The 13,963-nt window shown below is 68.0% G+C and carries 10 protein-coding genes and 1 pseudogene; 8 read left to right on the top strand and 3 right to left on the bottom strand.

Features of this window, described 5'->3' with window-relative positions:
• Positions 1-259 precede the first annotated feature (259 nt).
• Together ACTWQC_RS27685 and ACTWQC_RS27680 are read left to right on the top strand one after the other, a co-directional pair.
• Positions 260-1,330, top strand: a complete 1,071-nt coding sequence (locus ACTWQC_RS27685; RefSeq protein ID WP_443318540.1) for a hypothetical protein — start codon at positions 260-262, stop codon at positions 1,328-1,330.
• Entirely contained in the window at positions 1,321-2,433 is a 1,113-nt protein-coding gene (locus ACTWQC_RS27680) for a hypothetical protein (RefSeq protein WP_443318539.1), read from the top strand. The genes ACTWQC_RS27685 and ACTWQC_RS27680 overlap by 10 nt, the downstream gene beginning before the upstream one ends.
• A 241-nt stretch (positions 2,434-2,674) precedes the next feature.
• Here the strand turns inward: ACTWQC_RS27680 and ACTWQC_RS27675 are convergent, their stop codons facing one another.
• A complete protein-coding gene (locus ACTWQC_RS27675; RefSeq protein WP_443318538.1) occupies positions 2,675-2,971 on the bottom strand; it encodes a hypothetical protein in 297 nt (98 codons plus the stop codon).
• 676 nt (positions 2,972-3,647) lie between these two features.
• Here ACTWQC_RS27675 and ACTWQC_RS27670 point away from each other — a divergent pair.
• Positions 3,648-4,481, top strand: coding sequence for an alpha/beta fold hydrolase (locus ACTWQC_RS27670; protein ID WP_443318537.1), 834 nt, complete (start codon positions 3,648-3,650; stop codon positions 4,479-4,481).
• 204 nt (positions 4,482-4,685) lie between these two features.
• Here ACTWQC_RS27670 and ACTWQC_RS27665 read toward each other — a convergent pair whose 3' ends face one another.
• Positions 4,686-7,037 carry a GDSL-type esterase/lipase family protein gene (locus tag ACTWQC_RS27665; RefSeq protein WP_443318536.1) on the bottom strand — a complete coding sequence of 784 codons (2,352 nt, stop codon included), beginning with the start codon at positions 7,035-7,037 and terminating at the stop codon, positions 4,686-4,688.
• 506 nt (positions 7,038-7,543) lie between these two features.
• Here ACTWQC_RS27665 and ACTWQC_RS27660 point away from each other — a divergent pair.
• Together ACTWQC_RS27660 and ACTWQC_RS27655 are read left to right on the top strand one after the other, a co-directional pair.
• Complete coding sequence (locus tag ACTWQC_RS27660; RefSeq protein WP_443318535.1) at positions 7,544-9,595, top strand: AAA family ATPase; 2,052 nt, start codon at positions 7,544-7,546, stop codon at positions 9,593-9,595.
• An 82-nt stretch (positions 9,596-9,677) separates the two neighbouring features.
• Positions 9,678-9,890, top strand: coding sequence for a hypothetical protein (locus ACTWQC_RS27655; protein WP_443318534.1), 213 nt, complete (start codon positions 9,678-9,680; stop codon positions 9,888-9,890).
• A 71-nt stretch (positions 9,891-9,961) separates the two neighbouring features.
• Here ACTWQC_RS27655 and ACTWQC_RS27650 read toward each other — a convergent pair whose 3' ends face one another.
• Positions 9,962-11,860, bottom strand: coding sequence for a propionyl-CoA synthetase (locus ACTWQC_RS27650; RefSeq protein WP_443318533.1), 1,899 nt, complete (start codon positions 11,858-11,860; stop codon positions 9,962-9,964).
• Between the two features lie 588 nt (positions 11,861-12,448).
• Between ACTWQC_RS27650 and ACTWQC_RS27645 the strand changes: the two genes are divergently transcribed.
• The 3 genes and pseudogenes from ACTWQC_RS27645 to ACTWQC_RS27635 form a co-directional block, all read left to right on the top strand.
• Positions 12,449-12,721, top strand: a complete 273-nt coding sequence (locus ACTWQC_RS27645) for a tetratricopeptide repeat protein (protein WP_443318543.1) — start codon at positions 12,449-12,451, stop codon at positions 12,719-12,721.
• 484 nt (positions 12,722-13,205) lie between these two features.
• On the top strand, positions 13,206-13,661 hold the full coding sequence (locus ACTWQC_RS27640) for a 1-deoxy-D-xylulose-5-phosphate synthase N-terminal domain-containing protein (RefSeq protein ID WP_443318532.1): 456 nt from the start codon (positions 13,206-13,208) through the stop codon (positions 13,659-13,661).
• A 75-nt stretch (positions 13,662-13,736) separates the two neighbouring features.
• Positions 13,737-13,899: pseudogene (locus tag ACTWQC_RS27635) on the top strand (Crp/Fnr family transcriptional regulator); the annotation flags it as partial.
• Positions 13,900-13,963: the final 64 nt, after the last annotated feature.

Genomic DNA, 13,963 nt, shown 5'->3' with positions numbered 1-13,963 from the left:
AGCGGAAGTATTGCTCCCGCTCGCGGATCAGCCTCTTGCGCCCCTGCGCGACCGTCCGGTCCTGCCGGATCTCGAAGTCCATCGCACCCCTTGAGCTGGGGTGTTGCAACGACCACTAGAACTCAAGTTGTTCGTCGTCGGGGCTTTGTTCTTCTTCGGTGCCGGTGCTTCGGGCGGCAGCGGTCATTCGGCCGCGAATCAGGCGCAGTTGAAGCGTGCCTGTGCGGGGCTGCTGCCGTACGAGGAGCTGCGAGACCTCGTGCCCGACGACGTTGCGGGCGAAGTGAGACAGTACGGCACCATGCTCGAGCCCGATGAGGACAGCCGTTCCCTGGTGAACTGCTCCCTCACCTGGCCGGGGCATGGGTCGGTGCGGGTGCGCGCCGTCGCGCTCATCTCCCGGATGCCGGTGACGGTACGAGCCGAGGACATCCTGCCCGGCGGTGACGACGAGGGGTACGAGGCGCCCGGGGTCACCGGCAGGGTCGGAGAGGACGGGCGGACGTGGGTCGTCGCTGAGTGCCCCGGCGGGCTCGAGGGCCGGGTCCGCGAGGTGCCCGGGATGTATGTCACGGCCGCTGTCGATCTACCCGTTCCTGGCAAGGGGAAGCGGGCCGAGTACCTCGCGGACTTCCGTACGGCCGTCCATGTCGCCAACGGGGTCACCGCGGCGCAGAACTGCGGTGGCACCGCGCTGAAAACGCCCACGCGGGTCATCGATACCTATGAGCCCCATGTCACCAAGGACGCGGACGGGGGCAACATCAGGGTCGTGGGGATCGACGAGCCGGGCTTGGGCGTGAAGAAGTGCCGAGGGCTCGGCAAGCGCGCGGGCTTCCCAGGCAACTGGACCGCCGGCGGCGATCTGCAGGACTCCCGGCTGCTGAGCGTCTGCGGCGCCACCATCCTGGACCGCAAGGACCCGTGGGGCACCGAGCCGACGCCCCCGGACGGCGCGGTCGTCGACGTCTCGGCGGCGAGTTGGGCCGGGCCCATCAGCCAATCCGCCAACGGCGAGTACCACTACACCGGTGACAGCTTCACCTTCCGAGAGGGGGAGCGTACGAAGGTCATCCCGGAGTCGGAGCCGACCGAACTCGCCCTGTGGGCCGGATCGGAGTGCGCCGCCGGGAGCACCTACCACCGTGTCACCGTGCGCCTGGAGACCTCCGACTTGAGTGGGCACACGCTCAGCGAGGCGCAGCGGACCACGTTCTCGAAGGACGCCCGCAAGCTGATGGACAGCTATCTCGCCGACCCTGACGGCTGGCCCCGGCAGCAGCGGTGCCAGGACACCAAGATCCTCGGAGAAGTGGAGGGATGGCAGTGAGGCCGACCGTCCTCCGGGCGGTCGCGGCCCTGTGCGCAGTGGCCGTTGCCGTCACTGGATATCTGCTGGTGCACGGGGACTTCCAGCGCTGGAGCGACGAGTCGGCGCTCGACGGCGCCTGCGACGGGCTGCTCGACCGGAACGCAGTACGCGGCGTCCTCGGGCCGGGATCCGTCGAGGTCGAGAACGACAGGTCCGGTGCGGGCCTGGTGGGCTGTGAGGTGCACGTCCACGACGGTGGCACCGCCGAGATCCGTATCGTCGACACCGCGCGCACCGGGCAGTCCTGGATCTCCCTCTACACGGGCCCGCCCGGAGCGAGTGCTCTCTCCGTGCCGCTCGGCCATGGCTGGACGGGGCTCTTCGGAGCCGACCCGGACCCCTTCGGGGCCGACCCGGACCTCTTCGAGGCCGACGAGGACGAGGAGGTCACCACGAGCCTGATCCTTGAGTGCACCGAAGCAAGCAGCGCCAAAGGCCTGTCCATCACCGTCGAGACCACGCTCGACAAGACACTCGACAACCCGGCGAACCGGCCGGAATTCACCACGATCGCCACCTCCACCGCGGCGAATGCCTCGAAGACCCGGCACTGCGGGGCCAAGCTCGGAAAGCCCGTGCGCAGCCTCGACCTGCCGGTGAACGAGGACGAGTACGAGCCGCTCGGCACGGCCGACGGAACCTGCTCCGGCATCCCCGCCGCGCATGGTGTGGCGATCGCCACCGAAACCGCCCGCGGGGGCGCCCCGCACGAGACCTGCCGGCTCGCTGACACCGACCTCAGGAAACGCTACGTACTCGAAGCGGACTACGGCCCGTATGCGCAGGAGCGGCTGCTCGGCTACGAGGAAAATGACGATGAGGACACACCGTCCGCCGACACACTCGCCCACCACCGCGACCCTGACGGCTCGATGAGCTGGACCACGGCCAAGTGCCCGGACGGTCGGGCGCTGTTCACCCTGCAGGCCGCCGACGAGCAGAACGACAAGCGCAAGAACCCGAGGCGCCACCCGGACCTCGCCCACGAACGCGCCGCTCTGAAGGCTTTCGCCGAGCGCTCGGCGAAAGCCCACGGCTGCTCCGCCCCCGCCATCCCTTGACGACGCTCCCAAGCGGCGAAGTCGCGCCGCCGCGACGGCGCGCGATCAGGACGTGCCACCGAGTGCGGTGCTCCCGCTACCTGGACTCCGACGTCGCCCGGCTGGGCGCCCGAGGGCCACGACACCAAGGAAGCGCAGACCGGCCAACTCCAGCGACCGGCGCGCCAATAGACAGACCCACGAGCACCGCAAGCACCTGCTCACTCCCCAGCCCGCACCACGCCCGCAGAGGAACGCCGGGTCACATCCCCGAATCGGGGTTTTCACGGACAGGCGTCGTGTGATGGAGCTCGGTGACGGTCGTGGCGGTGTCGAAGCTGAGGACGGGGTCGGGCTGGTCGGACAGCAGGCTTTCGTAGAGGGGCCGGTAGTGGGCGACCTTCCGGGGAGTCCGGCCGTCGTTGCCGTGGGCAGCGAGCAGCCTGCCGTCGAGGGCGGCGAAGCCGGTCATGGTGGCGGGGGCCGGGCCCTGAAGGTCTCGCCCCTGCGCGATACGGTCAACCGGCTCGCCGAGCGGGCCCGTTCCGAAGGCTGGCACCACGGCGTCCCCGGGGCTGCGCGGGTCACGACCGTACCGACGGTGGTCCCCACTGGGTCGGCTCTCAGGTGAACCTTCCGCGCCCTCCCGCCGTAGAAGGCATGACAGTGTTCAGGGCATCGCCTCAACGAGGTGTCCCGCCCTGGTGACCGCGCTTGTCGGCTGCAGTCACCGGGCCACTTCTCTGCCCCGAGCGGGCACGCACCAAGCGGAGCCCCGCTCCTGGCCGCAGGGAGGAAGTGCCACATCTGCAGAAAGTGAGCAGAGAAGTGAGCTGTCGGATGAACACCTCTCCGGATGACCATCGTGATGGCTCGGCGGACAACGTCGGTGCCGGCAGCTCCGGGAGGACTCCGTGTCCTTGGTGCCCGCTTCGGTCTCTCTGCTGAAGGAATCCGCGATGAACTGGTCGTCACTGCCACGCCCGGCGCGCCGGCGCCCGCTGCTCACCGCTGCCACTGACACCGCTGCCGCCGCTGCCACCGCCACTGCTCTCGCCGTGGCCTGCCCGGCAGTGCAGGAGCGACTCCTGTCTCGCAGCCTCGGTCGACGATCAAAGTGACTCGCCACCGCCCGCCCGGGCAGCATCCGCCAGCGGCTACCACTCCTACCTGACAGCACAGCGTTCCTGGTCCATCAACCGCACCATCACACCACCACCGCCAAGGAGATCGTCATGGCATTCATCACCGTCGGCCGGGAGAACAGCACCAACATCGACATCTATTACGAGGACCACGGCTCGGGCCAGCCCGTCGTCCTCATCCACGGCTACCCGCTGAACGGCGATTCGTGGGAGAAGCAGACCCACGCCCTGCTCGAGGCCGGATATCGCGTCATCACCTACGACCGCCGCGGCTTCGGCCGGTCCAGCCGTCCCACCACCGGGTACGACTACGACACCTTCGCCGCCGACCTGAACATCCTGCTGGAGATACTGGACCTCACCAACGTGGTCCTGGTCGGGTTCTCCATGGGAACCGGCGAGGTGGGGCGCTACCTGTCCACCTACGGCTCGCAGCGGGTGGCCAAGGCCGCCTTCCTGGCCTCCCTTGAGCCCTACCTGCTCAAGACCGAGGACAACCCCACCGGTGTCGACGGCAGCGTGTTCGCCGACATCCTGGAAGCCGTCACCCAGGACCGCTACGCCTACTTCACCGACTTCTACCAGGCGTTCTACAACCTCGACGAAAACCTCGGCACGCGGATCAGCGAAGATGTCGTCCGCGCGAGCTGGAACATGGCCGCAGGCGCCTCCCCGCACGCCTCCGCCGCCTGCGTCCCGACCTGGACCACCGACTTCCGCTCCGATCTGCCCAAGATCGATGTCCCGGCTCTGATTCTCCACGGCACCGCCGACCGCATCCTGCCCATCGAGGCCACCGGTCATCCCTTCCGTGCGGCTGTGCCCCACGCGGACTACGTCGAGATCGAAGGCGCCCCGCACGGCCTGCTGTGGACCCACGCGGAGGAAGTCACCAGCGCCCTCCTCACCTTCCTCGCCAAGTAGTCGTTCCTCTCCGGAAGGACATGCGCCGGAGAGCCACGACGGCTCACCGGGCACGAGCAGCGCGCAAGCCGATCGATCTGGTCGGCCATGACTGGGGCGCGCTGCTCGTGGCACGGGTGGACTGCCCTGGCGCGCTGAAGGCGCCAGGGCAACGGAAGTAACGTCAGCGGGCCGGGTGGCTATGTGCCGCCTCTTCGGTCACCGTCACACATTGCCTCCCCGATTGAGCCAGGCGCGGACGGATCCGCCGTCGTAGACCACGACGTAGTCCGCCTTGCCGTCGCCGCTGACGTCCCGGAAGGCCGCTTTGTTCCCGGGATAGATACTGCCCTTGACGAAGTATTTGTGTTCGGTGAAGCCACCGGCACCGCCGCCGCCGTCATTGAAGTAGGCATGAGTGGTGCCGTCGTCACCCACCATCAGGTAGTCCACCCTGCGGTCACCGTTGACATCGGCGAGACGCAGTTTGTCACGGGACCCATAGGAGACCCCTGGGGCCCAGTTCAGCCTCTCCACCCAATAGATCGGGATGGCGCCGTCGTGGGGAGTGTTCACGTACGCGTGCACGGCGCCGCTCTCTCCCACGCGCAGGTAGTCGTCTCGGCCGTCGCCGTTGACGTCCGCGAAGCGGATGGCCTCGGGAGGGACGTCGGCAACAGCGGTGGGGATCGAATATCCCGAGTCCCAGTAAATCCGGCCGTCGCGGACTCCGAGGTTGCGGTAGAAGAGGATCACGTTCGGAGTAATGTGGGGCTTGATCACCAGCCAGTCGTCTCGGCCGTCGCCGTCGAGGTCGGCGAACTGCGTTTTGCCGCCAGGGCCGGGCTCCTGATGGGGCAGACCGCTCGCCACTTCGACCCAGTCCGGTTTGCCAGGCTTGTCCGGTGTGTTGATTGCCGTTCGTATGGTGCGCCCATCGTCGGAGATCCGCACGTAGTCGCCCCGATGGTCGCCGTTGAGTTCGACGATGTCGGTCCGGCCGGCGGGCGACTGCATACCGGGGGCGATGACGCCGATCGCGCTCCAGCCGGGGCCCAGCCCACTCTTCGCGGTTTCCTTGCCCGCGCAGTCCTCGCCGGTGCCGTCGACGGGTTGCTTGATCCACCCCCTGGCCGCCGCGCGGGCGATGCCGTCGTGCCAGGCGAATGCCATCTTCCGGTAACCGGCGTCGTCGGGGTGCGACCCGTCGACGTCGTCGGTGGTCAACACGCTCATGTCCACCAGCACGACGTGCTTGCCCTGGTTCTGCCGCTGACGCACCACGTCCGGGACCCGGGCGTTGAACGCGTCGATGCGGGGCTGCATCCCGGGCTTCGTGGACGGCGGGAGGGTGCCGACGAGAACGACCGCCTCCGGCGCGTCGCGGAGTATCTGGTCCACGAGATTGCCGAGCCGGTCCGGAGCGGTGGCCAGCTCATGTTGCTGGTTCATGTCATTGGTTCCCGCGAGCAAGGTGACGACATTGGGCCGCTCTGCCGGCACGGAGCAGGCCAGCTCGAGCGCTATCTCCTCGATCAGAGCGCCGCTGTGCCCCTCGTGATCGGGGTCGGGCGTGCGCCCCCCGTACTCCCCGCCGACGAAGTCCTTCTTCCAGAGCACCGAGTCGGCGAAGGTGACACTCTCCCAGAGGGGGGCACGGAAACCGGCTTTCGTGATGCTGTTCACGCCTTCGGTCTGCGAGTCACCCCCGGACAACAGTCGTAGATCCGGCGGCTCTGCACCCGCTCGCATGCTGCCGAGGGCCACCGGATGATGGTCGGACGCGCCGTAGGCCAGACGGTTCACAGGATGTTGCTGGATGTTGCGCGATGACACCGCGTAGTCCAGTTCGCGGTTTACGCCATCGTCCCCGTAGTGCGTCACTTCTCCCGTGGCGTACTGGAATGTGCCCGGCCGGTACCACTGGTCCGGGTCCAGATTCCAGTCACCTCCAATCGTCCAGTGGCGACCCGGCACACCGTCCGCGGCAACGCTGGCTGCGACCGCCGCCGTCATCGGGCCGGAGTCGTTGATGCGACCGCTCAGGGACTGGGCGTGGAAGGTGAAGTACCAGTCGTTGTTGAAGCGCACTCCCAGCGCGGCGCGGCCCGCGGCATTCGGCACGACCCGCACCTCGTCCGGCACCCGATGAGTGACGATGGCCGAGTTGACCCGGCCCCCGTCGTAGTCGCCGCCGTGCGCATCGGTCTGGAGGAAGAACACTTCGAGTGTGGTGTAGCCGTAGTGCCACCGATTGTGCTGGATGAAGTGGGCACGACCGGGATTGTTGGGACTGGCGACCGGGGCGCCCGCCGGGGCCGCGTTGTGCGTGATGTTCTGTACGTTGTAGCCCGGAGGCTCCGGTCCGGCCTCCTGGAGCAGGACGATCTCGGCCGCTGAGGCGTAACCACCAACGTTCTCGGTCCACTTGCTCCGTCTTCCGTCGTCGAAGGTTCCGCCCTGCATGTTCCAGGTGATCAGGGGCGTACTTTGCAACGGGGCGGCGGATGCAGCCGACACGGACAGACCGGTGATCGTCAGCGCCGCGGCGCTGACGATCGCCATCACGGCGGCCACCACACGGGTCGTGCCACCACGGTTCCACCGACGTCTGGAGGGCATTCCACCCCGGGCCCGTACCGCACCCGACGCGGAGGCGCCGGTTGACCATAAATGCCGGGCGCCGGAGGAGTTGGTTCGCATCATGTTCTCTCCGAAGATTCATGCCATGGCCTGCCGTACTGGCTGGCCCGCAGGATTCTCCGCCAGGGAACTGCTCACTTAACAGACCGTTCTACCGTCCATTTCCGCAGCCTCCACAACGGAACCGCTCGGGGTTTACTCAAGCGCCAGAAGGCTGTGATCTGGACGTTTTCCTTGTTTCGTCCGGTAGTCGGGCTCCTCGACACACCGCTAGGGCAGGGTCCTCCCGTTCCCTCGCAATCCCGCCGTTTCCAGCGGCGCGTGGCCGGTGGACTGCCGGAGGGGGCGCCACGGCGTGGCGCGTGACCCCGATACCGAACACCATGGGATCAAATTTTCACCAGCGGTGGGCAGCAGCTGGCGAGCAGGGGGTTGGGGATATGAGCGAACAGAGCGGCCGGGAGACCCTGATCGGTGCAGCCGTGGCGGCGGGCCGGGACCGGGCCTTCGTCGGGCGGCAGCGGGAACTCGCCCTGTTCCGGGCAGCCCTGGCCGGGACTCCGGGGGCCAGGCCCGTGCACTACCTGCACGGCCCTGGGGGCATCGGCAAATCCACGTTGCTGCGTCGGTTCGCACGGGAAGCCCACGACGCGGGTCGTGCCGTAGTGGAAGTGGACGGCCGTACCATCCCACCGACTCCCGAAGGCTTGGCAGCGGCGGCCGGTGGAGCGGCCCGCGAGCCGGGCGTGGTTCTGCTCGTGGACACGTTCGAGCGGTGCCAGGGACTCGAAGGCTGGCTGTGGGAGCGCTTCCTGCCGCAGGTGCCCGCGGGCGCCGTGGTGGTCGTGGCGGGGCGGGAAGCACCGGACCCGAAGTGGATCGCTGACCCGGGCTGGACCGATCTGCTGGGCGTCACCGCCCTGCGCAACCTGGTCCCCGGTGACGCGGCCGCGTTCCTGAGGAAGTGGGGCGTACCGCCCGGAGCGCACGAGGGGCTGCTGTCCTTCACCGGAGGTAATCCGCTGGCGCTGGCGCTGGCTGCCGCGGTGGCGGTGAAGGATGAGACGGCCTCTCCGGGCTGGAAGCCGAACCAGGACGTCATCGCGACCCTGTTGCCACAACTGATCGGGGACATCCCCGACCCCCTGCAGCGCAAGGCCCTGGAGATCTGCGCGCACGCGTACATCACCTCGGAGTCGCTGCTGCGCGCCCTGATCGGTGAGGACGCCTCGCAGCTGTTCGCCTGGCTCCGCCGCCAGCCGTACGTCGAGTCGACCGCTGCCGGACTGTTTCCGCACGATGCGGTACGCGAAGTACTCGAAGCGGATCTGCGGTGGCGCGACCCGGAAGGGTTCTCCGCCATGCACCAGCAGATGCGCGAGCACTTGCTGGGCCGGCTCCGCTCGGTGTCCGAGACGCATCTGCTCCAGGCCACCGGAGAGCTGACCTATCTGTTCCGTACCGACAGGCGTATGGCGCAGTTCTACGGCTGGCGCGAGGCAGGCGTGATCGAGGACCAGCCGTACGCCCCGGACGAGCGGAGGCGCGTGCTGGAGCTGGTGGAGGAGGCCGAGGGCGGCCGATCCGCGTCGATCGCCTCTTTCTGGCTCGACCGGCAGCCCGAGGCATTCCGCGTCTACCGTTCGACCCAGACCGGCGAGTTGGTCGCGTGCTCCGCGTGGCTCAAGCTGCCGGAGCCGGAGGGCGCCGACATCGATCCGGTCGTCGCCACGGCCTGGGAGCACGCTCGGGCGTGCGGGCCGCTGCGGCCGGGCGAGCACATAGGAATGGCCCGCTTCTCGGTGCATCCCCCGGCCCACCACCGCCCCTCGGCGCCGATGACGCTGATTCAGTGGCGTGCCGTCGGAGAGTGGGTCCGCTCCGGCCGCCTGGCCTGGTCGTATCTGGTGTTCCGCGACGACGGATTCTGGAACGCCCACTTGCACGACAACCTCATGCAGCCCATCGCGTCGCGCCCCCGGGTCGGCGACCTCAGGTACGCCCTGTTCTGCCGCGACTGGCGCTCGGCGCCGGCCGGACCGTGGCTGAAGGCCAAGAGCGACGCCATACTGACGGGCTCCCTGCCCGCATCGCGGCCGCAGCCGGCCCACGGTGAGCTGGCCGTCCTGTCGCGTCCCGAGTTCGACACGGCGATCCGCGACGCGCTGCGCACGCTACGGCGCCCGGACAGGCTCGCGGCCAACCCCCTCAACCACTCCCGCCTGATCGTCGAGAGCGGGAAGGGCCTGGCAGAGGTGCTCACCCAGGCCGCGGAGGCGCTGCTGGACGAAAGGGGCGGCGACAAACGGCACCGTGCCGTCATCGCCTCCTACTTCAAGGGCGCCCCGACCCAGGAAGCGGCCGCGGAACGCCTCGGGCTGCCCCTCAGCACCTTCCGGAGGCATCTCACCTCCGCCGTCGAGCGCATGAGCGACCTGCTGTGGCGCCAGGAACTCAACGGATCGGCCATGGAGACCGAGACCGGCATGTGAGCCTCAGCAGCCCCCGTCACGTGCCCCCTCCGGCAGGCCTTGGTCCAAGCAGTTCCAGAAGTCGGTGAGGATCTCGGGTCTGGTGACCGCCATGCTTCTTGCCTCGGACGGCCATCGGGTGAGCGTGCTGGGCCGGGACCCGGCCGCATCACACCGGCAGGCCGGGGTGGTCGCGGCCCATGGAAAGAAGTTCGGGTCCTGGATGAGTTCAACCAGCTCAGGCCAGGCGCCCACCAGCTCTGCCGAAGGGCTGTCGGGCAGCTCGATCGGCGAGAGCGCATCAACTGCTCGCTGATGTCCGGGGCGCCGTCCAGTCCGCCGGCTACCTCCCTCATGAAGCCATCGATGATCTTCACGTACGCGGTCTCAGTCGCGCAGCACCTGCCGGAGGGTGTCGATCACCGCGGGATCCTCGATGGTTGAAGGCAGTGCGGGATCCGCGCCGTCCGCGATGTCCCGCATGGTGCGCCGCAGGATCTTGCCGGAGCGGGTCTTGGGCAAGGCGGTGACGACATCGATCCGGCGAAGTGCGGCTACGGGTCCGATGTGTTCACGCACGCGGGTGACGAGTTCTGCGCAGACATGTTCGGGAGCGCGCTCGACACCGGCTTTGAGTACCACGAATCCGCGCGGCACCTGGCCCTTGAGCGGGTCCTTGACGCCGACGACAGCGCATTCGGCAACGTCGGGGTGATCAGCGAGTACCTCTTCCATCGCGCCACTGGACAGGCGGTGTCCGGCGACGTTGAGCACATCGTCGACGCGGCCCATGATGTAGACGTATCCGTCCTCGTCTTTGCGGCCGCCGTCACCGGTGAGGTAGTAGCCGTCGTACTCGGACAGATAGGAGCGGATGTACCGCTCGTCGTCGCCCCACAGTGTGGTGAGGGTGCCAGGGGGCAGCGGCAGCCGGATGGCCACTGCTCCCTCCGTACCGTTCGGCACCTGACGGCCGGCCTCGTCCAGGATGCGCACGTCGTAGCCGGGTACCGGCACGGTCGGTGACCCCGGTTTCGTCGGGTGCGGCTGCAGGCCCATGGGGTCGGCCACGATCGGCCACCCCGTTTCCGTCTGCCACCAGTTGTCGATCACCGGCACGCCGAGGAGCTCGCCCGCCCAGTGGTAGGTCTGCGGGTCCAGGCGTTCGCCCGCCAGGAACAGGTGGCGCAGCGAGCCGGTGTCGTGCGCGGCGCGCAGCTTGCCCTCCGGGTCTTCCTTCCGCACCGCGCGGATGGCCGTGGGTGCGGTGAACAGCGTGGTGACGCCGTGTTCGGCGACGACTCTCCAGAATGCTCCGGCGTCGGGGGTACCGACGGGCTTTCCCTCGTAGAGCACGGTGGTGCAGCCGGTGAGCAGGGGGCCGTAGACGATGTAGGAGTGGCCGACGACCCAGCCGACGTCGGAGGCGGCCCAGAACACCTCGCCAGGGTGGGTGTCGAAGATGTACCGCATCGACCAGCGCAGTGCTACGGCGTGACCGCCGTTGTCGCGCACCACGCCTTTGGGCCGTCCCGTGGTGCCGGAGGTGTAGAGGATGTAGAGCGGGTCGGTGGCCGCGACCGGCGTGCAGGACACCGGTTCGGCCGCAACGACGCTTTCGGCCCAGTCCAGGTCCCGTTCCGCTGTCAGTTCGGCAACACACTGCGGTCGTTGGTGGATCAGGCAGTGGTCGGGCTGGTGACGGGCCTGGGCAAGGGCGGCGTCGAGGAGGGGTTTGTACGGCACGACGCCCTTGGGCTCGATCCCGCATGAGGCGGACATGATGACCTTGGGTTGGGCATCGTCGATACGCACGGCCAGTTCCCGCGCGGCGAATCCGCCGAAGACCACCGAGTGGACGGCGCCGATACGGGCGCACGCCAGCATCGCGATCACCGCCTCGGGAATCATCGGCATGTACAACACGACGCGATCGGCCTTGACGACTCCCAGCTCGGACAGCAGACCCGCCAGACGAGCGGCCTCGTCGCGCAGCTGCCGGTAAGTGAAGGTGCTGCGCGTACCGGCCAGGGGACTGTCGTGGACCAGCGCGAGACGGTCTCCATCACCGGCGTCGACGTGCCGGTCCACGGCGTTGTGACAGGTATTCAGCCGCGCGTCCGGAAACCAGCGGTACAGCGGCGCCCGAGAGCCGTCCAGGGCCGTCGTCGGCGGGACGTCCCAGTCGATCACTCCCGCTGCCTCCAGCCAGAAGTGCTCGGGGTCCTCGAGGCTTCGGTGGTAGGCGGCCGCGTAGCTTCCCGGCAGGGGTGGCCCTGCGGTCATGGCAGTTCTCCTGTCTGTGTGGGACGGGTGTCTTTTGCACCCGGTTCCGGCGCACACCGGTCGCCATGCGGGTACGCCTACCGCGGCGCCGGCCGAGTACTCCGGCCGACCGACATAAGGCAGGGGCCTCGCGCCGACCGCCGGGTTCCATCCGGCCGTCGCGCACACGCGGTCACGCGCTGCGTCGGTCGTTGGCAAGGGCAGACCCGGGGTCCGCTGAGCACGGCAGTTGTCGGCCGACACGGAACATGCCGAAGAAGGCGGCGGGCTTGAGCGTATCGCCCGCGAATCGGTCAGGCGACGAGGGATGACCCGAATCGTGCCGGTTCCTGGTCCTCCGACTGTACGGCGACCGTACCACCGGCAGATGCTGCCGCCGCTGCTGAGGACCCTGGGCTTCAACTCTCGTAGTCCTGAGCTGCCGTCAAGGGCCGTACGGTGCCATACACACCGCAGTCACGTGCCATGCGGAGTGACATCACCAGAGCGCTCGGGAAGGAGGAATGCTGATCCCCGGCCGGATTCGGCAGTGGAACTCCTCCGAATCGCTGGGAAAATGAGGGCCCACGGCGGACGTGTTGGGGGGAACTGCTGCAGGACGCCTGCGCCTGTCTCGGACCCCACGACCCCCACACACTCGCCATCCGAAGCAGCCAGGCCTCGTTCGCGGCACGTTCCGGACGGACCCAGGAAGCGCTGGCGGGCTTCGCGCAGCTGGCCGCCGCCCGCACCAGAGTTCTCGGACCAGACCACCCCCACGTCATCCATACGCGTCTTCAGTGGGCCCAAACCCTCATGGCGGCAGGCGACCTGGTGCAGGCACAGCGAGTACTGGCGCGGATCCTGTCTGCGGGATGCTGAACAATCCTCCACCAACCAGCTCGGGCATGCCCGAAGGGCTCCCGCCTGGCATCGTGATGCAGAGCATTCACCTCGCGGCCTTCGTCCATGCGCTTGCCGTCGATGACGGAGCATGGCCGACACGGGCATCGGTGTCGAGCAAGCTGTACCCGAGCTGCGCATTACGGCGAGATGCGTCATAGGGACGCCTGAACCGTGTTCCCCCCATTGCGGTGACGATGGACAGCGGCATCGAAGAATCGTCCCAGACGCCGTGCGAGCGAGCCCCGGCGTTGGCTGGGGAACCTGAGTTCAGACTCAGGGTGTTCCGAGCGGAACAGGTCGGATACCGAGCATCAGCCAACGCGCCAGTCCCCAAACCCTCCTAACGAGGCATCTGGGTGCGGGGGTCCTCGGGTCCGCTCACACAGCTACAGGGGGCGTGGAAATCTTGCCCCTGCTTCTGCTGGTTCGGTGACGCCTCGAGACGAGGTCTTGTGACCGCGTGACAAGGGGTAAGGCCAAGAAAGCGAAGAGTGACCAGCGGGCAGGCAAGCGGGGGAGAACCGTGACAACCACCTCTCATCGGTCCTTCGGGGAGACTCTGCCCTCGTTGAAGAAGCTGCGGGGGTTGAAGGAAGCCCAAGAGCTTGTCGGGCTCGCTGACCCTCACGACGTGGTGTGCGACACCGGCCACCAGGCGTTCGTGGACAAGACCGTCACCGGGCGGGCGGCACGGTTCGACACGTTGCGGCAGGCCGGCGGCATCTCCGGCTATCCGCCGAGGGCCGAGTCTCCGCACGACTGGATAGAACAGCCAAGCATCCACAGCCACAGCGCTGTCTTACGCGGACGGGCTCGCCAAGGCCCGCAGGCGGCATCCTGCCAAGGCCCGAGGCCGTCGCGGCGCCCTCGTCGCTGTCGTCTGAGCCGGGGCGCTGACCGGGGACATGGTGTGTGAGGCGTTCGAACAGCATCGGCGCTTCGAACCGCAGGGTGATCCCGTACTGAACGACAACGGCTGCTCCCACGCAGCATCCCGGACGAGTACCAGCCCGGCCTGAACTTCCGTTTCATGGGCGTCAACGATCAGGCCGTCATGCGCCCACTTCGTCACCGCTTACCGCAGCGCCGCCGTCCTCATGCCTTACGCGATGGGGCTGCTGGAGAACGTCAAGATTGCGAGGTATGACACGTGATTCCCGCCGTGCCGCATCCGATTCCCGTCCCAGTTCAAGCCCCGCACACATCGGGTGTCCTGGG

Source organism: Streptomyces sp. 8N616, assembly GCF_052246385.1.
GTDB lineage: Bacteria > Actinomycetota > Actinomycetes > Streptomycetales > Streptomycetaceae > Streptomyces.
The sequence above is the reverse complement of the archived record's forward strand: the minus strand, read 5'-3'. Positions and strand labels throughout refer to the sequence as shown.

What these genes read in the sequence shown, in the direction of transcription:
- ACTWQC_RS27680 (WP_443318539.1), top strand. Translation starts at nt 1,321, where the DNA reads ATGGCAGTGAGGCCGACCGTCCTCCGGGCGGTCGCGGCCCTGTGCGCA.
- ACTWQC_RS27670 (WP_443318537.1), top strand. Translation starts at nt 3,648, where the DNA reads ATGGCATTCATCACCGTCGGCCGGGAGAACAGCACCAACATCGACATC.
- ACTWQC_RS27660 (WP_443318535.1), top strand. Translation starts at nt 7,544, where the DNA reads ATGAGCGAACAGAGCGGCCGGGAGACCCTGATCGGTGCAGCCGTGGCG.
- ACTWQC_RS27650 (WP_443318533.1), bottom strand. Translation starts at nt 11,860, where the DNA reads ATGACCGCAGGGCCACCCCTGCCGGGAAGCTACGCGGCCGCCTACCAC.